19 protein-coding genes are annotated in these 18,051 nt (G+C 58.9%); 14 read left to right on the top strand and 5 right to left on the bottom strand.

The features are described from left to right. Positions 1–3: 3 nt before the first annotated feature. Positions 4–474, top strand: coding sequence for a 23S rRNA (pseudouridine(1915)-N(3))-methyltransferase RlmH (gene rlmH / locus E5180_RS11630; RefSeq protein ID WP_138924520.1), 471 nt, complete (start codon positions 4–6; stop codon positions 472–474). 13 nt (positions 475–487) lie between these two features. Here the strand turns inward: rlmH and E5180_RS11625 are convergent, their stop codons facing one another. Then, positions 488–844, bottom strand: a complete 357-nt coding sequence (locus E5180_RS11625; RefSeq protein ID WP_138924519.1) for a hypothetical protein — start codon at positions 842–844, stop codon at positions 488–490. A gap of 34 nt (positions 845–878) precedes the next feature. Then, positions 879–1,580, bottom strand: a complete 702-nt coding sequence (locus tag E5180_RS11620; RefSeq protein ID WP_138924518.1) for a DUF599 domain-containing protein — start codon at positions 1,578–1,580, stop codon at positions 879–881. 81 nt (positions 1,581–1,661) lie between these two features. On the opposite strand from E5180_RS11620, the gene E5180_RS11615 reads away from it, so the two are divergent. The 7 genes from E5180_RS11615 to E5180_RS11585 all read left to right on the top strand — a co-directional run bounded on the left by E5180_RS11615 (position 1,662) and on the right by E5180_RS11585 (position 8,984). Next, positions 1,662–3,110, top strand: coding sequence for an FAD-linked oxidase C-terminal domain-containing protein (locus tag E5180_RS11615; RefSeq protein ID WP_138924517.1), 1,449 nt, complete (start codon positions 1,662–1,664; stop codon positions 3,108–3,110). Positions 3,111–3,175: 65 nt separating this feature from the next. Next, positions 3,176–4,294 (top strand): FAD-binding protein, encoded by a 1,119-nt coding sequence (locus E5180_RS11610; RefSeq protein ID WP_138924516.1) that lies wholly within the window; start codon positions 3,176–3,178, stop codon positions 4,292–4,294. Next, entirely contained in the window at positions 4,291–4,656 is a 366-nt protein-coding gene (locus E5180_RS11605) for a hypothetical protein (protein ID WP_138924515.1), read from the top strand. Before E5180_RS11610 ends, E5180_RS11605 begins: the two co-directional genes overlap by 4 nt. A 47-nt stretch (positions 4,657–4,703) precedes the next feature. Continuing rightward, positions 4,704–6,095 carry a glycolate oxidase subunit GlcF gene (glcF, locus tag E5180_RS11600; RefSeq protein WP_138924514.1) on the top strand — a complete coding sequence of 464 codons (1,392 nt, stop codon included), beginning with the start codon at positions 4,704–4,706 and terminating at the stop codon, positions 6,093–6,095. Between the two features lie 109 nt (positions 6,096–6,204). Next, positions 6,205–6,993, top strand: a complete 789-nt coding sequence (locus E5180_RS11595) for a trypsin-like serine peptidase (protein ID WP_138925200.1) — start codon at positions 6,205–6,207, stop codon at positions 6,991–6,993. Positions 6,994–7,153: 160 nt separating this feature from the next. Further along, a complete protein-coding gene (locus E5180_RS11590) occupies positions 7,154–7,624 on the top strand; it encodes an Hsp20 family protein (RefSeq protein ID WP_138924513.1) in 471 nt (156 codons plus the stop codon). 139 nt (positions 7,625–7,763) lie between these two features. Beyond that, positions 7,764–8,984: an aminotransferase-like domain-containing protein gene (locus tag E5180_RS11585; protein WP_138924512.1), complete on the top strand. Its 1,221-nt coding sequence runs from the start codon at positions 7,764–7,766 to the stop codon at positions 8,982–8,984. A 65-nt stretch (positions 8,985–9,049) separates the two neighbouring features. On the opposite strand, the gene E5180_RS11580 is transcribed toward E5180_RS11585, so the two are convergent. Continuing rightward, on the bottom strand, positions 9,050–10,525 hold the full coding sequence (locus E5180_RS11580) for an NAD-dependent succinate-semialdehyde dehydrogenase (protein ID WP_138924511.1): 1,476 nt from the start codon (positions 10,523–10,525) through the stop codon (positions 9,050–9,052). Between the two features lie 93 nt (positions 10,526–10,618). On the opposite strand from E5180_RS11580, the gene E5180_RS11575 reads away from it, so the two are divergent. The 5 genes from E5180_RS11575 (at position 10,619) to E5180_RS11555 (ending at position 14,990) form a co-directional block, all read left to right on the top strand. Beyond that, positions 10,619–11,410, top strand: a complete 792-nt coding sequence (locus E5180_RS11575) for an alpha/beta hydrolase (protein ID WP_138924510.1) — start codon at positions 10,619–10,621, stop codon at positions 11,408–11,410. 120 nt (positions 11,411–11,530) lie between these two features. Further along, positions 11,531–12,754 carry an aminopeptidase P family protein gene (locus E5180_RS11570; protein ID WP_138924509.1) on the top strand — a complete coding sequence of 408 codons (1,224 nt, stop codon included), beginning with the start codon at positions 11,531–11,533 and terminating at the stop codon, positions 12,752–12,754. A 247-nt stretch (positions 12,755–13,001) separates the two neighbouring features. Further along, a complete protein-coding gene (locus E5180_RS11565; protein ID WP_254700459.1) occupies positions 13,002–14,057 on the top strand; it encodes a sensor histidine kinase in 1,056 nt (351 codons plus the stop codon). Between the two features lie 27 nt (positions 14,058–14,084). Next, entirely contained in the window at positions 14,085–14,351 is a 267-nt protein-coding gene (locus tag E5180_RS11560) for a hypothetical protein (protein WP_138924507.1), read from the top strand. A 12-nt stretch (positions 14,352–14,363) separates the two neighbouring features. Further along, positions 14,364–14,990: a DUF1523 family protein gene (locus tag E5180_RS11555; RefSeq protein ID WP_138924506.1), complete on the top strand. Its 627-nt coding sequence runs from the start codon at positions 14,364–14,366 to the stop codon at positions 14,988–14,990. A 54-nt stretch (positions 14,991–15,044) separates the two neighbouring features. Here E5180_RS11555 and E5180_RS11550 read toward each other — a convergent pair whose 3' ends face one another. Continuing rightward, on the bottom strand, positions 15,045–15,425 hold the full coding sequence (locus tag E5180_RS11550) for a histidine triad nucleotide-binding protein (protein WP_138924505.1): 381 nt from the start codon (positions 15,423–15,425) through the stop codon (positions 15,045–15,047). Positions 15,426–15,434: 9 nt separating this feature from the next. Further along, positions 15,435–17,012 (bottom strand): DUF5928 domain-containing protein, encoded by a 1,578-nt coding sequence (locus E5180_RS11545; RefSeq protein ID WP_138924504.1) that lies wholly within the window; start codon positions 17,010–17,012, stop codon positions 15,435–15,437. A 157-nt stretch (positions 17,013–17,169) separates the two neighbouring features. On the opposite strand from E5180_RS11545, the gene E5180_RS11540 reads away from it, so the two are divergent. After that, a complete protein-coding gene (locus E5180_RS11540; RefSeq protein WP_138924503.1) occupies positions 17,170–17,988 on the top strand; it encodes a sulfotransferase family protein in 819 nt (272 codons plus the stop codon). Positions 17,989–18,051: the final 63 nt, after the last annotated feature.

The raw sequence follows: 18,051 nt of genomic DNA, 5'->3' as shown, positions 1-18,051 counted from the left end.
TTCATGCGTGTTCACATCTGTGCGGTCGGGCGCTTACGCGCCGGACCGGAAAAAGACCTCATTGACGATTATCTAAACCGGTTTGATCGAACCGGTCGCGCGCTGGGCCTTGGGCCCGCGCGCGTGATCGAGGTTGAGGACAAGAAAAACGGCGGCATGCCCGCCGAAGCTGCTTTGTTGCGCCGTGCCATTCCGGCAGGATCGCTGATCTGTGTGATGGACGAACGGGGCCGCGTCGAAACGTCACCCGATTTTGCCAACCGTCTGGGAGGCTGGCGGGATCAAGGGCGGGGCGACATGTGCTTTGTCATTGGCGGGGCAGATGGCATCGACAAGGAGCTGCGCCGCGAGGCAGATCACGCCTTGTCATTTGGCAAGATGGTCTGGCCGCATATGATGGTGCGCGTCATGTTGACAGAACAGCTGTATCGCGCGGCCTCTATCCTGTCGGGCGGACCGTACCACCGCGTCTAGCGTGCCGTCGGCCTTACTTGATCTGTACTTTTCTGATCTCTTTGCCCCAGCCGGATTGCGTTTCGCGTGCCTGAATGCCGACTTCGGTCGTGCCGGCTGGCAATTTAATGCCGGACAGCGACCGTGTCAGTGGTTGTTCATCTACATGGGGGTGGATCAGCTCGCGGATCGCCAGCTGGTTGCCGTCGGTGTCCAAAATGCGCCAGGCGTCTGAAAAGTGATCCCAGCCAGTATCGCCGTGGCTGATGGTCACGTCGAATTTATACAGGCCGCCCTCTTTCGAGACGCGCACCGAATTAATCGCGGTAGGGTCAGCCGAAGCGACCTGTGCTGCAATCAGCAGCGGGATGGAAAGGATCAATTTGTACATGACTACACCAATGCCTTAAAAACAAACATATAGACTAGCCGTCCTCGTTTTCCAATAGAATGCGTCTTGACAGTGACGTGAATTCGCGGCGCCAGATGATAATCACTGTGACAATGGCGGCAATAATCAGGGGGATCGGGCCGATGATCCACGCCAGACTAGCCATCGCGAAATAAAGCGACCGTAACCCCCGATTGAAACTGCGGGCGGCGGTGATGTTGATCTCTGCCGCTTTGGACGCCAGCGGCCGTGCGCGGCGGTCATTCGGGTCGTTGGGAACAGCGGCCATCAAGACAGAGCAGTACCCGAATAGCCGGTTTGACCAGACGAATTTCAAAAAGCCGTTGGTTAAAAAGAACAGCGGCAACAGCATTTTGAATTCCCACACCACGGTTGGCAGGTCGGTCAGCGCAAGGTCTGCGACCACGGTGGACAGCCGTTCACTATTGCCCAAAAGCGCCAGCGTCCCACCTAATGCGATCATGCTGGTAGAGGCAAAAAACGCTGTGCTTTGACGTAGTGTGCTGATCATCTGTGAATCAAAGATGCGGGGCTGTCGGGTGACCATCTGCGCCATCCACTCGCGCCGGTATTGCGCCATAATAAGCGACACTGACGGCTTTGCGGGATTGGCGTGTTCGATGCGCCAACCAATGGCGAGCCAAGCGCAAAAAATCATTGCCAAAGCGGCATAATCCAGCGGTTGAAACAGGGCGATGCGATCCATCCAAGTCATGCTAAGCTGCATACGCCGACTGGTTCTGTGTTGCCAATGCTATTAATTGGTCATATTATTTTACCAAATTGGAGGTTCGTCATGGAAATGCCTATTCCCAGTCAGGTTGTGATCGCCCGCAAGGCGCGTGTCGTTGAACGGCTGCGTCAGGTCTTGCCTGATGATGCTGTGATTTCCGACGAACGCGAGACGCGCGCCTATGAATGTGATGCGCTGACCGCGTATAAATGCGCCCCGATGGTGGCCGTGCTGCCCTATACAACGCAGCAGGTGTCGGATGTGCTACGCATCTGTCACGAAGAAGGGGTGCCGGTGGTGCCGCGCGGCTCTGGCACGTCGCTGGCGGGTGGGGCGCTGCCCACGGCCGACTGCGTGATCCTTGGCGTGGCCCGCATGAATGGCGTGATCGAAACCGATTACGCCAACCGGATCATCAAGGTGCAAACCGGACGGACCAACCTAAGCGTGACCGGCGCGGTCGAAGAGGATGGCTTCTTTTACGCGCCGGACCCGTCCAGCCAGCTGGCCTGTGCCATCGCGGGTAATATCGCGATGAATTCGGGCGGCGCGCATTGTTTGAAATACGGCGTGACGACAAACAACCTGATGGGCGTCACCATGGTATTGATGGACGGCGAGGTGATCGAGGTCGGCGGCGGGTATCTGGACGCGGGCGGACTGGATCTTTTGGGGCTGATCTGCGGCTCCGAAGGGCAATTGGGGGTCGTGACCGAAGCCACCCTGCGCATCTTGCACAAACCCGAAGGCGCGCGGCCCGTGTTGATCGGGTTCGACGATAACGAGGTCGCGGGGGAATGCGTCTCTGACATCATCAAGGCGGGGGTGTTGCCCGTCGCGATCGAATTCATGGACCGCCCCTGCATCGAAGCGACAGAGGCGTTTGCCAAAGCCGGCTACCCCATGTGCGAAGCCTTGCTGATCATCGAGGTCGAAGGTTCTGACGCAGAGATCGACCATCAGTTGGGCCTGATATCTCAGATTGCGCAGCGCCATAATCCGGTCGAGCTGCGGCAATCCAAATCCGCGGAGGAAAGCGCGAAAATCTGGCTGGGTCGCAAATCGGCCTTTGGGGCGATGGGGCAGATCAACGATTACATGTGTCTTGATGGCACCATACCTGTGACGTCGCTGCCCTTCGTGCTCAAGCGCATCAAAGAGATGAGCGATGAATATGGGCTCAAGGTCGGGAACGTTTTTCACGCGGGCGACGGCAATATGCATCCGCTGATCCTGTTCGATGCGAACAAGCCCGGTGATCTGGAGCTGTGCGAAAAATTCGGCGCTGAAATCCTCAAACTCTGCGTAGAGGTGGGCGGCTGTCTGACCGGCGAACATGGCGTCGGCATCGAAAAGCGCGACCTGATGCATGTGCAATACGCATACGACGACCTTGAGGCGCAGATGGCCGTGAAAGACGTGTTCGACCCCGCGTGGCTGCTGAACCCCGCCAAAGTTTTTCCGCTGGACGCGTCAGAAACCCGCCGCGCCGTGGCGCTGGCGGCACAATAACCCCTCGATACCCGATGAACCGATGATCGCAAGCCGATCACACTGACGACGAAGGAGCCACAGCTATGGCGATCACATCCGAAGAAGCACTGGTCGATGCGATCAAAGAGGCCGCAGGGCCGGTGTCGGTTCAGGGCGGCGGCACGCGGGGTATTCCTGCAACGGGTCAGGTTGTTAGCGTCGCGGGGCTGCAGGGGATCACGCTGTACGAGCCCGGCGCGCTGACACTGGTAGCGAAACCCGGCACCCCGGTGGCCGAGATCGAAAAGACATTGGCCGCCGAGAACCAGCGCCTCGCGTTCGAGCCGATGGACCATCGCGGGCTGTTGGGCACCACCGGCACGCCCACCATCGGCGGCGTCATGGCGGGCAACATCAGCGGGCCGCGCCGCATCTCTGTCGGGGCCGCGCGGGATTTTCTGTTGGGGGTGCGCTTTGTCGACGGGCGCGGTGCCGTGGTGAAAAACGGCGGGCGTGTGATGAAGAACGTGACCGGCTATGATCTGGTAAAGCTGCTGGCCGGGTCTTTCGGTACCCTTGGTGTGCTCAGCGAAGTGTCGATGAAGGTGCTGCCGCGTCCCGAGACGCAGGCGACGCTGGTTTTGCACGGCCTCGAAGACGCAGCCGCTGTCGCTGCGATGGCGGGGGCACTTGGCAGTCCGTTCGAGGTCACAGGGGCCGCCCACGACCCCGCCACGCGCGAAACCGCGCTGCGGATTGAAGGGTTCGAGGCATCGGTCGCCTATCGTTTGGGTCAGCTTCAATCGCTACTGTCCAAAACCAGCGCAGAGATCGAACAGCGCGACAGTGTGGCGACACAGGACCTGTGGTCCGGTATCCGCGACGTTGCTGCGTTTCACGGCGGGCAGGGCGACGTGTGGCGGGTGTCGTGCAAACCCTCTGATGCGCCGGGTATCGCGGCGCGATCGGGGGCAGAAGAATGGACATATGACTGGGCGGGCGGGCTGATCTGGCTGCACACCGCTGCGGGCCATGATTTGCGCGCGGCTGTCGGGCTGATGGATGGACATGCAACGCTGGTGCGGGCCGATGCGCAGACCAAGGCCCGATTGGGCGTGTTCCACCCCGAACCTGCAGGCGTGGCGCGTTTGACAAACGCGTTGCGCGCGCAGTTCGACCCCAAGGGCATTTTCAACGCAGGTCAGCTGGACCGCGTCGCATGACCTTGCTGGGTGTCTTTCTTATCGTCTTTATCGGCGGGCCATTGGTGTTTCTGGGCTTAGTGCGAGGCGAACCCAGCCGTCGCAGCTTGCGCAGGCTGGTGCTGCTGGCCTTTCTATGTGCCGTGGCTGGGGTGGGGATACGCTATGGCGTGGCGCAGTACTGGGGCGAAAACCTGCTTGCGTCGATCGGGGGGATTGCCTGCATCTGGCTGGGCTGGATCGCCGTTCTGGCCTTTGTCGCGCAGGTGCTGCGCCATGCCTATCCCGGAGCCACCACGCGGCGGTGGTCAAATGTACTGGGGATCGTGGGCACGACACTGCCGTGGTTCGGCCTGATCTGGGCCAGTGCACTCGCCGCTTAACCTAACTCATGTTTTTAGGGTCTCGCGCCCGCCATGCCGGAGCTTTCATGCAAACCACATTCACCGCAGAACAGTTGAAAAACCCCGCAACGGCCCGCAGCAACGAGATTTTGCGTGCCTGTGTCCATTGTGGCTTTTGCACCGCCACATGCCCGACCTATCAGATTTTGGGCGATGAGTTGGACAGCCCGCGCGGGCGCATCTACCTGATCAAGGACATGCTCGAAAATGACCGCGATCCGGATGAAAAGACGGTCAAACATATCGACCGCTGCCTGTCCTGTCTGGCCTGTATGACAACCTGCCCCTCGGGCGTGCACTATATGCATCTGGTGGATCACGCCCGCGACTATATCGAAAAACGCTACAAACGGCCCTTCAGCGACCGTGCCTTGCGGTGGGTTCTGGCGCGTATCCTGCCCTATCCTACACGCTTTCGGCTGGCGCTGCTGGGGGCCAAGATCGGGCGTCCGTTTGCGCGGCTGATGCCCGATGCGCGGCTGCGTGCGATGCTCGAGATGGCACCCAAGACGATCCCGCCGGTCAGCCGCAACGATGATCCGCAAAGCTTCCCCGCCCAAGGGGCAGCGCGCAAAAGGGTGGCGCTGATGACGGGCTGTGCGCAAAAGGCGCTGAACACCGATATCAACGACGCCACCATCAGGCTGCTGACACGGCAGGGCTGCGAGGTTGTCGTGGCCGAAGGCGCGGGGTGCTGTGGGGCGCTGACCCATCACATGGGCAAAACCAGCGAAAGCCATGCGACGGCCGCGCGCAACATCAAGGCGTGGTGCGCCGAGATGGACGGGCAGGGGCTCGATGCCATCGTCATCAACACGTCGGGCTGCGGGACCACGGTGAAAGACTACGGCCACATGTTCCGCAACGATCCGCTGGCGGCAGATGCGGCGCGGGTGGCGGCGATCGCAAAGGACGTATCCGAGGTACTGCATGATCTTGCGGGGGACGCGTACCCAAGCGCGGTGCCCAACCCCGCCAAGGGCGATATCGCGGGCATTGACGCAGCAAAGGCCCCAACGCCCGCGCACCACGGCATCACGGTCGCCTACCACGCCGCCTGTTCGTTGCAGCACGGCCAGCAGATCAAAAGCTATCCCAAGGATTTGCTGAAACGTGCGGGCTTTAGCGTCGTTGAACCAGCGGATTCGCATCTGTGTTGCGGGTCAGCAGGGACGTATAATCTGATGCAGCCCGAAATTTCCAAGCAGTTGAAAGATCGTAAGGTCAGAACCCTGATGGCCAAGAACCCCGATGTGATCGCGGCGGGGAATATCGGCTGTATGATGCAGATCGGATCGGCGGCGGGCGTCCCTGTAGTGCATACGGTAGAGCTGCTGGATTGGGCCTCGGGTGGGCCGAAGCCTCCGGCGCTGTCGCAAGAAAAAGGCGCAAACTTGCAGATTCCTCGGTTCAGATAGCGGTTTCGCCGCATTTTCGCCTTATCTCGGAAATACGAGGGACTTCATAAGACCTCATTTTGCCGAAGTAGGAGCGATATCCGTGCGCCGTTGGGTAGCTATTTCTATTATGTGTCTGACTGTGGCAACCGCCGGGCTTGCTCAGGATGCGCGTCTGCGCAGGCTGGATACGGGGGTGGATGCCGGCGCGTGGGAGGCCGTGGGCCGTCTGGATATCCGCGGCAAGGGCTTTTGCACCGGTGCGTTGATCGCGCCCCGGCTGGTGCTGACGGCAGCGCATTGTCTGTATGACAAAGACAGCAAACAACGCATTGACCACTCAGAAGTCGAATTTCTGGCAGGCTGGCGCAACGGCCGGGCGGGCGCGTACCGGAACGTGCGCCGCGCAGTGGTACATCCCGACTATGTCTATGATGGCGTCGTGTCGTCGGACCGCGTGCGCAACGATCTGGCGCTGCTGGAGCTCGACCGCCCGATCCGTAACACCACGATCAAACCTTTCGACACAGCCCGCCGCCCGCGACAAGGCGACCAGCTGGGTGTCGTCAGCTATGCCAAGGACCGCTCCGAGGCCCCCTCCCTGCAAGAGGTCTGCAGCGTTTTGGCCCGCCAAGAGGGCGTGCTGGTGACCACATGCTCCGTCGATTTCGGAGCCAGCGGTGCGCCGATTTTTACCTTCGAAAACGGTGTGCCGCAGATTGTGTCGGTGGTCTCTGCCAAGGCCAATGTCGACAACAAGGAAGTGTCGCTTGGCACTGCACTTGGCGCGCCGTTGGCCCGTCTTCAGGCCGATTTGGTCGCGGGCAAAGGGGTGTTTCAAAGCGGTGGCGTCATCAGCAAGCGCATCACTTCCGAGGATCGCCGCCGCACCACAGGCGCGAAATTCATCAAACCCTGATGCAGGTATCGCGCGCCTTTTGTAGGCCCTTGAAACGCGAATTACCCAACCCCACATTCATCTCACCGGAACGCCTTTGAAAGGGTTTCGGACAGCAACCCAAGGCCTGTCCAAGATGGAAGGTCTGACCATATTATCGCTCAAACGAGGATGAATACCTATGCGTAGTTTTGATTTTGCACCGCTGCACCGTTCGACTGTCGGCTTTGACCAAATCGCCAACCTGATGGACCGCGTGATGGCCAGCGACGCGCCCCAGCCGAGCTATCCCCCCTATAACATCGAAAAGCTGGACGACGATTCCTATCGTATCAGCATCGCCGTCGCCGGATTCACCGAAGGTGATCTTAGCGTCGAAGTGCGTGAAAAGTCGCTGATCGTGTCGGCCCGTAAAGTCGATGAGGATACGGATAAAACCTATCTGCATCGCGGCATTGCTACCCGTGCGTTTGAACGCCGTTTCCATCTGGCGGATCACGTGCAGGTTACTGGTGCGGCCCATGCCGATGGTATGCTGCACATCGACCTTGAGCGTCAGGTGCCCGAAGCGCTGAAGCCGCGCCAGATCCAGATTTCGCGCGCGCGCAAAGCGATCGAAAAGGATGTAGTTGACGCGAATACCGTCAACTAAGCCCTTCCAGTGCGATAGATGAAGCCCGGTGCATTTGCGCCGGGCTTCTTTGCGCCCGAGCGGCGGCTAGGTCACAGTTATTGACTTAAAATACCGCTGCCGTCAGAGTGCCCCGATCCAGTCGGGGGAGGAACGCGGGATGTCACTACAGGAAATTTTTGCAACACGCGCCACACGCATGAAGGCGTCGGAAATTCGCGAGCTTCTCAAGCTGTTGGATCAGCCCGATATTATCTCTTTTGCTGGTGGCATTCCCGATCCTGATCTGTTCCCGAAGGCCGCGTTTCAGGACGCCTTTGCCGAGGCACTGAGCGGGCCGATGGCGGCGCAGGGGTTGCAGTATTCCACCAGCGAGGGGCACAAACCTTTGCGCGTCTGGATCGCGGCGCAGATGCAGGCGATCGGTATTCCTGCGACGCCGGACAACATTCTGATCACATCAGGCTCGCAGCAGGCGCTGGATTATCTGGGCAAGCTGTTTCTGTCGCCGGGCGATACGGCGCTGGTGGGCTGGCCGACCTATCTGGGGGCCTTGGGGGCCTTTAACGCTTACGAGCCGCGCTATGACAAGCTCGATCCGCTTAGCAACCGCAGCGGCGCGGACTATACCGCGGCCGCGAAGGATGCAGGCGGGGCGGCGAAGTTCGCCTATCTTTCCGTCGATTTTGCCAACCCTACCGGTGCCACAGTCAACCGCGCCGCGCGCGAACGGGTGATTGATCTGGCCGAGGAGATGGAGATCGCGGTGATCGAAGACGCGGCCTATCAATCGCTGCGTTTCGACGGGGACCCGATCCCGCCGATCCTCGCGCTGGAGGCGGCGCGTAAAGGCGGTGATCTTGAAGCCTGCCGTACGATCTATTGTGGCAGCTTTTCCAAAACGCTGTCGCCGGGGCTGCGCGTTGGATGGGTCTGTGCCGCCATGCCCGTGATCTCGCAGCTGGTGTTGATGAAGCAAGCCGCCGATCTGCACAGTGCCACATTGAACCAGATCGCAATATCGTCAGTCGCAGAGCAGCATTTCGACAGCCATATCGACACGATCCGCAGCGCCTATCGCGCCCGTCGGGATGCGATGCTTGCGGCATTGGAAGCCCATATGCCCAAAGGCGTGAGCTGGACCAAGCCCGAAGGCGGCATGTTCATCTGGGTGACGTTGCCCGACACGCTGGACGGGGCCGAGCTGCTGAAGCAATCGCTGGAAAGCGAACGGGTCGCCTTTGTGCCGGGGCACGCGTTTTTCGCGGACGGGTCGGGGCGCAATACTCTAAGGTTGAGCTATTCGACCTCGACCCAAGACAAGATCGCAGTGGGTATCGAACGATTGGGGCAGTTGATCACCCGTGCGCTAAACGGCTGACTTCCAAAGAAAACGGGCGGCAGGATCACCCCGCCGCCCGTTTTCACATTTCCAATATCCGCAGGTCAGACCGACATGCAGATGTATTTCATTTCCAGATAGTCTTCGATCCCGTGGTGGCTGCCTTCGCGGCCCAGACCGGACTGTTTGACGCCGCCAAACGGCGCGACCTCGGTCGAGATGATGCCGGTGTTCACACCTACAATGCCATATTCCAGCGCCTCGGCGACCTTGTACACGCGGCTCAGGTCTTTGGCGTAGAAGTAGGAGGCGAGGCCAAAGATCGTGTCATTGGCCATTGCGATCACGTCGTCTTCGTTGTCGAATTTGAACAGCGGTGCCAGCGGGCCAAAGGTTTCCTCTTTCGAGACCTTCATATCCTGCGTCACACCCGTGATGATGGTCGGCGCAAGGAAGTTGCCGCCCATCTTCTCTTCTTTGCTGCCCAGCAGGATTTCAGCGCCTTTCGACAGCGCGTCCTCGACATGCTCTTTCACTTTTTCGGAGGCATCGCCGTTGATCAGCGGCCCCAGATCAACGCCGTCTTCAAAGCCGTCACCGACCTTCATCTTTTCGACGCGGGCCTTCAGCTTGGCGGCGAAGGCGTCATAGACACCGGCCTGCACATAGATGCGGTTTGCACAGACGCAGGTCTGGCCGTTGTTGCGGAACTTGCACAGGATCGCGCCTTCGACAGCGGCGTCCAGATCGGCATCGTCAAACACGATGAACGGCGCATTGCCCCCCAGCTCCATCGAGCATTTCATGACCTGATCGGCAGCCTGTTTCAGCAGGATGCGGCCCACTTCGGTTGATCCGGTGAAGGTCAGTTTGCGCACGGCGGGGTTTTCGCAGAATTCCTTGCCCACGGCGGAGGAGGACGAGGATGGCACCACGTTGAACACGCCCGCGGGGATGCCTGCACGTTCGGCCAGCACACCCATGACGATCGCTGACAGCGGTGTTTCCGCAGCAGGGCGCGCAACAAAGGCGCAACCGGCGGCCAACGCGGGCGCGGCCTTGCGGGTGATCATTGCGTTGGGGAAGTTCCACGGGGTGATCGACGCGGCAACGCCGATGGGCTGCTTGATCACGGTGATCCGCTTGTCGCGCTGGTGGCCGGGGATGGTTTCGCCGTACACACGTTTGGCTTCTTCGCCGAAGAATTCGATGAAGGACGCACCATAGGCGATCTCGCCCTTGGCTTCGCCCAGGGGCTTGCCCTGTTCAGCGGTCAAGATCGCACCCAGATCGTCCTGGTTTTCCATCATCAGGTCGAACCATTTACGCATGACGCCGGCACGTTCCTTGCCGGTCCAGCTGGCCCATTCCTTTTGCGCCTTTTCTGCCTGAGCGATGGCACCGGCCACCTGCGCACGGCTAAGGTTGGCAACCTTGGCGATCACGTCGCCGCGGGCGGGGTTCACCACATCAAAGGTGCCATCATCGCCATCGACCCATTCACCGCCGATATAGGCGCGGGTTTCCAACAGGCTGGGATCTTTGAGCATTGATTTTAGGTCAGTCTTTGCGTCAGTCATTTTGATCTCTCCGCTTTTGTCTGTGGTACCCAAAGCAACATTCGCTATGATTGTCTAGTTCCACATCATTACGGGACGCTGACGGAGGACCACATGCAGCTAGACGACGCCTATGCAAACGCCGCTTATATCGAGAACGCAGAGGCATTTCCGCCCCGCTGGCAAAAGGCCGCAGCGGCATTCCGCAAGAAGCTGGGATTTCGTGCGCAAAAGAACATCTCGTACGGGCCGACGGACCGCGAGGTGTTTGATCTTTTCGAACCCGAAGGCGTGTCACGCGGCACCGTAATCTTTATCCACGGCGGCTATTGGAAGGCCTTTGCCCCTGCCGATTGGTCGCATCTGGCCGCTGGTCCATTGGCGCGCGGTTATGCGGTTGCGATGGTCGGCTATGATCTATGTCCCGATGTGCGGATCGCTCAGATCACGGGGCAGGTCGGCCGTGCCATCAGTGAAATCGCGAAACGTACGCAAGGCGCTTTGGCTTTGGTCGGGCATTCCGCAGGCGGGCAGCAGGTCGCACGGATGACCGACCCGCTGATCCTGTCCGGAGACGTGCGTGACCGCATTGATAATATCGTTGCCATCTCGCCCGTGGCCGATCTGATGCCGCTGCTGCAGACCTCTATGAACGAGATCTTGAAACTGGACGAAGCCGAAGCAACCGCTGAAAGCCCCGTCAACATGACCCCGCCCCATGGGGTGAATGTCACGATTTGGGTCGGTGCCGATGAACGCCCCGCTTTCCTTGAACAAGCCGAGCAATTCTCGCGCGTTTGGGGGGCCAAGCAGTTCGTCGTCGACGGGCGGCACCATTTTGATATTATCGATCTGCTTGAAGATCCGGACAGCGATATGGTGAAAGCGCTGCTTGGGATAAAGTGAGCCTTGATCGGACGGCGCAAATCGGCGAGACAGGGGGCGGGTTTGGACGATGGCGTCGTCCAGCATTTCACGGCCCTTGCGTCCTGCACGCCGGGACCTTTCTGAGAAGGAGGGTCTGATATGACCAATACATCCAAAACCGCACGTCCCGATATGTACCGTTTCCACAACGGCACGAAGTCTCCGCTGCCGTTTGACGCCGCCGAATACGAAGCGCGTCTGGAAGAGCTGCGCGAACGCATGGATGCGGCCGGTGCGACGGCTGCGGTTTTCACGTCGATGCACAACATCGCCTATTATTCGGGCTTTCTGTACTGCGCCTTTGGCCGTCCCTACGGGCTGGTGGTAACGGAGACGGAATGTGTGACCATTTCGGCGGGCATTGACGCAGGCCAGCCGTGGCGGCGCAGCTTTGCCGACAACATCACCTATACCGACTGGCAGCGCGACAATTACTGGCGCGCTGTGGCGTCGGTCACGGGCAAGGGTGCGACGATTGGCTATGAGGGCGACCACCTGACCCTGATGCAGCGCGACAAGCTAGAGGATTTCCTCGAGCCGGTGGTGATGATCGACCTGTTCGAGACGACGATGCGCCAGCGGATGCATAAATCTCCGGCAGAGATCGCGTTGATCCGGCAGGCCGCTCAGGTGGCCGACGTGGGCGGTTACGCGATCCGCGATGCCGTCAAGGTTGGCGCGCGCGAGATCGACATCGCCATGGCCGGCCGCGACGCGATGGAGCTTGAGATTGCCAAGCGGTTCCCTGACGCCGAATACCGCGACACATGGGTGTGGTTCCAATCTGGCATCAACACCGACGGCGCGCATAATCCGGTCACCGCACGGCAGCTGGAACGCGGCGATATCCTGTCGCTGAATACCTTCCCGATGATCTCGGCCTATTATGTGGCACTGGAACGCACCCTGTTCGCCGGAGAGGTGGACCCCGCCAGCCTGAAGATTTGGGAAGCCAACGTCGCGGCCCATGAATACGGGATGAGCCTGCTGAAACCCGGTGTCAGCTGCGCCGACGTCACCCACAAGATCAACGCCTTCCTCGAAGAACGTGACCTGCTGCAATACCGCACTTTTGGGTACGGCCATTCGTTCGGCGTGCTGTCGCATTTCTATGGCCGCGAAGCCGGTCTGGAGCTGCGCGAGGACATCGATACGGTGCTTGAACCCGGCATGGTCATCTCGATGGAGCCGATGTTGACCCTTCCCGAAGGCCAGCCAGGCGCGGGCGGCTACCGCGAACATGACATTCTGGTGATTACCGAAGACGGCAACGACAACATCACAGGTTACCCTTATGGCCCTGATTTCAACGTCGTAGGATAAATGCAGTGCCCCCCATTTTTCGGGGGGCACCCGTTTGCCCAGGGGGGCGGACGACCCCGGCGGGACAAATCGGGAATACGGCTTGACGTATACCATAACGTAGATATTTTGACCCATCGCTGTCGCAGGGTGGGGTGTCAGGCCATTTGCGTTCTGTCCTCCGATCTGTGGGGTTTGTAAAAAGTGCTTTCTGCACGCCGTATCGTGAGTATTGTCGATGAAAGCATCTTTAATTAAGCAAGAAGAAATGCGCCTCGCGTTGCTGCGAGGGTATAACATTCTAGACACTACGCCCGAAGAAGGGTTCGACGACATTACCCGCCTCGCGGCAGAGATTTGCGAGGTGCCGATTGCGCTGATCTCTCTCGTGGATGATGATCGCCAGTGGTTTAAATCCAAAATCGGGTTAGAGATTGACGGCAGCGACATCACCGATAGCATTTGCGCCCATGCCATTGCCGGGGATGATTACCTCGAGGTGAACGACACCACCATCGACCCGCGCACAGCTGACAATAATTTCGTCACCGGCGACGACTCTATCCGGTTTTACGCGGGCGCGCTGTTGGAAGACGACAGGAACCTGCCGCTTGGTACATTGTGTGTGCTCGACAGAAAACCGCACCAGCTGAACGATTTTCAACGGCGTGCTCTCAAGGTTCTGGCGGGGCAGGCGATGCGGCAGATCGAATTGCACAAGGCGCTGGCCGATGCCGAAGTCTTGCGCAAAGAGGTGGATCACCGCGTGAAAAACTCGCTCCAGTCGCTGGAGGCGTTGATCCGCATCCAGATCCGAAGCGAGAAATCCCCCGAGGCCCGCGCAGCACTCGACACCATTCAGGGGCGTCTTTCGACCATTAGCAGCCTCCACGAAGCTTTGTATCTGACCGACACCGGTGCGGCAGTGGATATCGCGGCCTTCCTGAGAAAGGTTGCGCATTCCACCAGCCAACAGATGCCAGATGGGGTGCATGTCACCGTAGAAGTTGAAACGACGCATCTGTCGTCGCGTAGCGCGTCCTCTGTCGGGATGATTGTGAACGAGGCGATGACCAATGCTGCGAAATACGCCTATGAGGGCCGCAAACGCGGGACGTTTGAGCTGCGCGGTGAACGCAAGGATGGTTTTTACCACCTGAGCTGCATTGACGATGGCCCCGGTATTCCCAACAATCAGACAACCGGCACAGGCCTTGGTATGCGCATTCTGCTTGCCGCGGCACAACAATTAGGCGGAGAGCTGGTAACGCCCGAACGTGAAAGCGGCGGCGAGTTAAAGGTCATCTGGCCGTTGACCGACTAGCACGCGACACGAAAGAGGCTCAGGCATATGCTGGCTTTGCTAAAGTTGATCGTTATCGGTTTTGTCGTTCTGACCATCCTCTATATCGCGCTGTCGATTTATTCTCGTCGGGTCCGGCGGGGCAAACTGCACCAGAAGTGGGCGGCGGGACCGCGCCTTGTGGATCGCGACACATTCGTGCAACGAGGGCTCAAACGATATGACGGGTCAATCCGCCGCAAGCTGATCCTTGGGGTCTATGTTGTCCCGGTGGGGCTGGTCATCCTGACCGTCTACCTCACCAACTTTAATTAAGGGGAAACGCCGATGGCGATTATCAAATGGGCCTTCTGGGGCGTGATCTGGCTGATCATTGCCGGGTTCTTTCATTATACGTTGCCTCAGGTCGATATCGTGCGGATCACCGACACCTATGAAAAGCGCATCGATTTTGGCGATAATTCGATCTTCTGGTCGAACGCTGATGTGGGCAACAGCACCGCCGTAGGCAACCGCGACGTGTTCTTTATCCAGTCGCGCCGGGCCAAGGGCGACGTCATGGTCTACCGCAACGAAGACACCGGCTGGGGCTGGCCGCCGTATTTCAAGTTCGACACGACGAACCTGCAAGCTGAGGCATCGGATCTCAAATCTGCCGCGGGGACCCCGAAGTATGTCGCGCTGAAACACTATGGTTGGCGGAATGAATTCCTGTCGATCTTCCCCAATGCGGTGTCTGTACGTCCAGTGGACGGGCCGGATGCAAGCAAGGGCATCCGTTTCCTGAACATCATCATCCTGATCCTGTTCGCGGCGCTGGTGTATGCGATCTGGGTGCGCTGGCGTCGGTTCAGACGCGCCCGCATTGACCCGACGCTCGAGCGGCTGGAAGACGATTTAGCCGAAAAGCAGGGGCGTTTTGCACGTTGGCGGGCGGGCCGCAAAAACAAATAAGCGCGGCGCGAGATCACGCCGCGCCCGTCGCGCTTGTTCTTAAAGTGGTGGTGGTCAGCTGGGGCGCGCCACCATGCGCCCCATGGGTCGGCCACCCAGGATATGCACATGCAAATGCGGAACCTCTTGGACGCCATGCGCGCCTGCGTTGGCGATCATGCGAAAGCCTTCGCCCGCATCCAGAGTGACGCCTTCGGCTTTGCACACCTTTGAAATAGCGCGGACATAGCCGACGATTTCGGCATCGGTTGCCTCTGCGGCGAAGTGGTCAAAGCTGATGTACGGCCCCTTGGGGATCACCAGCACATGCGTGGGGGCCTGCGGTTCAATGTCCCGAAACGCCAGCGCGTGTTCGGAATCGTAAACCGTGTTGTTCGGAATTTCGCCGCGCAGGATTTTGGCAAAGATGTTCTGATCGTCGTAGGTATAGGCCATGGGCAGTCCTCAGTCGGTAAAAAGATGGTGGGTATCGGCGATGGGGCGTGCCTGCTCCGGCGATATGCGCAGAAAGGCGGCCAGCGCTTCGGTGTTTTCCTGTGCCGAGGCTGTTTCGCGCACGCGGGCGTAGTTTTCGAACTGCGCGTCGCGGATACGATCGGATTCCAGCGTCAGATCATTGCGGATCGTGGGCAAAAGCCGCTCTAGTGTGTCGACAGAGGTGCGCTCGCCCGCCAGCCCGACACGTTTGGCGTGTCCGACAAGGTAGTCGTCCGAGAACTGGCATTCGATCTCCAGCACCCGCGTGACTGACCTGTCAGCGGCAAAGTCGTTCAGCAAATCGATATCACCAGGGTCCATGCAGACGATCAACTGGTCGGTGTCGTAATAATCAAACAGCATGCGCATCAAAGACCGACGGTGACGGGTGCGTTTGCCCAAAGAGTTCTGGATACCACCCAGATCGGGCAGGGCGGTGTCCTGTTCGCTGAAAAGGTATTCGAGCGCAGGCAGGTTGGTCGCCTGACGCATCTGTTCAAGCACACGTTTGGCCACATGCCATTTTTTGCACACCACGATCAGCAGCTCGCGTTCGCGCCCCAGCGTGCTTTCCTTTTCCCAAAAACGGGTTGAAAAACGCCGCCCGATCCGGCCTCGATTGGTGAGGAACTTGAACAGGTTGCGCCCCTCGTTGCTGATCTGAACCTCGACATCGCGGGCCGAATACAACAGTCCCAGCCGGCGCTTGAGGTCCAGCGCCTCGCTACTGATCTTGCGGGCAAAAAGATAATCCTGCGACAGCAAAAGATCGTAGTGATCGTTATAAAATGTCACCGGCATTCCGTAATCGGTGAACATCAGGAACGTCAGGGTGCGCACGCGTAATTCGGCTTCGGGCACGATATGGCGTACGATGGTCTGGAAAAACGTCTCGTCCGGGATCCAGGTTGTCCTGAAAAACCGCATCACATCCTTGCGCGCACGGGTGAATGCAATCACGGCTTCGACGGTCTGGCGGCGCAGACACCACCACTGACTGCCAATCTGGATCTGCAGATCCGCGGGTATCTCGCGCGTCAGGCCAAGGCGCTTTTGCAGCTCGAACATGCCATAGAACCGCTTTTTCTGGGTGCGTTCGTTGAACCAGTGCCGATAGATCAGCCGTTCTTCTTTCCAGCCGGTCTTAATCCAGTCGCTTTCGAAATAGTCAAAGCTCTCGATGAAATCGTAGTCATTGTCGTCGAGGTAATCGTGGATGTATTCGGCGGATTTTATTGGCATGCAATCGCCCGACAGCATGTAGAAATGCGTGGCGCGCGGGAAGGCGTCGATCGCGCTTTCGACCGCGTTCAGCGTCGCTTGCACCAGCGACCATTCCCCCCAGCCGCAGCGGATGCGTTTGCTGGCAAAAGTCACATTCGGGTTCTTGCCAAGCGCTTGGCTGATCTGGGCGAAATCAGACGGGCTGGCCGAGGCGTCAAAGTGGATCGACATATAGTCACCAGACGCCGTTAATCTCTCCGCTTGCTTGATGACGGCAAGGGGGTCTTTATGACACAAAAGGATATAGGCTATGCTGGCCATCGTGAAACACGCATCCCCTCTGCTCTGGACGAGTTTGTTAGATAAAGGCGAACAGCGATTGAATAAACCACGAATATTTGCTTTTTCTTTATTTGGGCCATTCTGTCGCCATAAATGGCAGCATAAGTACAAAAAAATTTAGGAGGCCGAGCCGAATATGGGTTTTCCAGGGACGTGGATGACAGAAAGCGAGAGCGTGGTGTACCGGGTGGTGCCCAAATGCGCCTGCTCGACCATTGGACAAATCATGTTCTATTCGGATCATGGCGAATTCTTTGATGGGGATATCCACGATTCAAAATCGGGGATGCACAAATGGGCGCAAGACGCGTCCCAGCCGCTGATCACGAACAACGTGGAAAACCACAATTCCTTCGCGTTCACCTGCGTGCGCAACCCTTACACGCGGGTTCTCAGCTCTTTCTTTGACAAGATTTGCGGCATTCAGCGGAACGGTCGCCGGTACCGCGGCAATCTGGTGCCGCTTTTGATGCAGAAATACGGGATCGAAGTCGGCGGCGATGACGGCAAGCAAGAGTTTGACCAAATCGCCAGCTTCCGCCGGTTCTTGCTGTTCGCCCGCGACACCATCCGCTGGCGTCGGCCCATGGACCCCGACATTCACTGGTCAGCGCAATCGGGCCATGTCAGTACGTTCATTGTGAACGGCGGCACCTATGACAAGATCATCTGGACCGAGAAATTCAACGACGGCATGCAAAGCGTTCTGGACGCCATCGACACGCCCCATCCCGTAAATCTCGGTGATATCCCGCGCTTTAACGAATCCGAAGGCCACGGCCCCAAGCGTGCCCATCCGGTAGAAGACTACTTTGACGATCTGTCGATGCATCTGGTGCGCGAAATCTTCAAACGGGATTTCGAGCTGTTCAAATACGACTTCGACAACCCTGCAAACAAGATGCCCACGGGCGAGATCGACCTTGCAGAGGTGCATGCCAAGCTGGGTGACTAAACTGTCGGCGGGACGCTCGGGGTCCCGCCGCGCAAACCCCGCAGCTGCATCTTGCGCGCAGCG

The organism is Sulfitobacter sp. BSw21498, assembly GCF_006064855.1.
GTDB lineage: Bacteria > Pseudomonadota > Alphaproteobacteria > Rhodobacterales > Rhodobacteraceae > Sulfitobacter.
This window is presented reverse-complemented; position numbering and strand designations above follow the sequence as displayed.

Coding starts and splice junctions, on each gene's coding strand:
- rlmH (WP_138924520.1), top strand. CDS start 4: ATGCGTGTTCACATCTGTGCGGTCGGGCGCTTACGCGCCGGACCGGAA.
- E5180_RS11615 (WP_138924517.1), top strand. CDS start 1,662: ATGGAAATGCCTATTCCCAGTCAGGTTGTGATCGCCCGCAAGGCGCGT.
- E5180_RS11570 (WP_138924509.1), top strand. CDS start 11,531: ATGACCAATACATCCAAAACCGCACGTCCCGATATGTACCGTTTCCAC.
- glcF (WP_138924514.1), top strand. CDS start 4,704: ATGCAAACCACATTCACCGCAGAACAGTTGAAAAACCCCGCAACGGCC.
- E5180_RS11605 (WP_138924515.1), top strand. CDS start 4,291: ATGACCTTGCTGGGTGTCTTTCTTATCGTCTTTATCGGCGGGCCATTG.
- E5180_RS11595 (WP_138925200.1), top strand. CDS start 6,205: ATGTGTCTGACTGTGGCAACCGCCGGGCTTGCTCAGGATGCGCGTCTG.
- E5180_RS11555 (WP_138924506.1), top strand. CDS start 14,364: ATGGCGATTATCAAATGGGCCTTCTGGGGCGTGATCTGGCTGATCATT.
- E5180_RS11590 (WP_138924513.1), top strand. CDS start 7,154: ATGCGTAGTTTTGATTTTGCACCGCTGCACCGTTCGACTGTCGGCTTT.
- E5180_RS11620 (WP_138924518.1), bottom strand. CDS start 1,580: ATGACTTGGATGGATCGCATCGCCCTGTTTCAACCGCTGGATTATGCC.
- E5180_RS11540 (WP_138924503.1), top strand. CDS start 17,170: ATGGGTTTTCCAGGGACGTGGATGACAGAAAGCGAGAGCGTGGTGTAC.
- E5180_RS11580 (WP_138924511.1), bottom strand. CDS start 10,525: ATGACTGACGCAAAGACTGACCTAAAATCAATGCTCAAAGATCCCAGC.
- E5180_RS11545 (WP_138924504.1), bottom strand. CDS start 17,012: ATGGCCAGCATAGCCTATATCCTTTTGTGTCATAAAGACCCCCTTGCC.
- E5180_RS11625 (WP_138924519.1), bottom strand. CDS start 844: ATGTACAAATTGATCCTTTCCATCCCGCTGCTGATTGCAGCACAGGTC.
- E5180_RS11585 (WP_138924512.1), top strand. CDS start 7,764: ATGTCACTACAGGAAATTTTTGCAACACGCGCCACACGCATGAAGGCG.
- E5180_RS11575 (WP_138924510.1), top strand. CDS start 10,619: ATGCAGCTAGACGACGCCTATGCAAACGCCGCTTATATCGAGAACGCA.
- E5180_RS11610 (WP_138924516.1), top strand. CDS start 3,176: ATGGCGATCACATCCGAAGAAGCACTGGTCGATGCGATCAAAGAGGCC.
- E5180_RS11560 (WP_138924507.1), top strand. CDS start 14,085: ATGCTGGCTTTGCTAAAGTTGATCGTTATCGGTTTTGTCGTTCTGACC.
- E5180_RS11550 (WP_138924505.1), bottom strand. CDS start 15,425: ATGGCCTATACCTACGACGATCAGAACATCTTTGCCAAAATCCTGCGC.
- E5180_RS11565 (WP_254700459.1), top strand. CDS start 13,002: ATGCGCCTCGCGTTGCTGCGAGGGTATAACATTCTAGACACTACGCCC.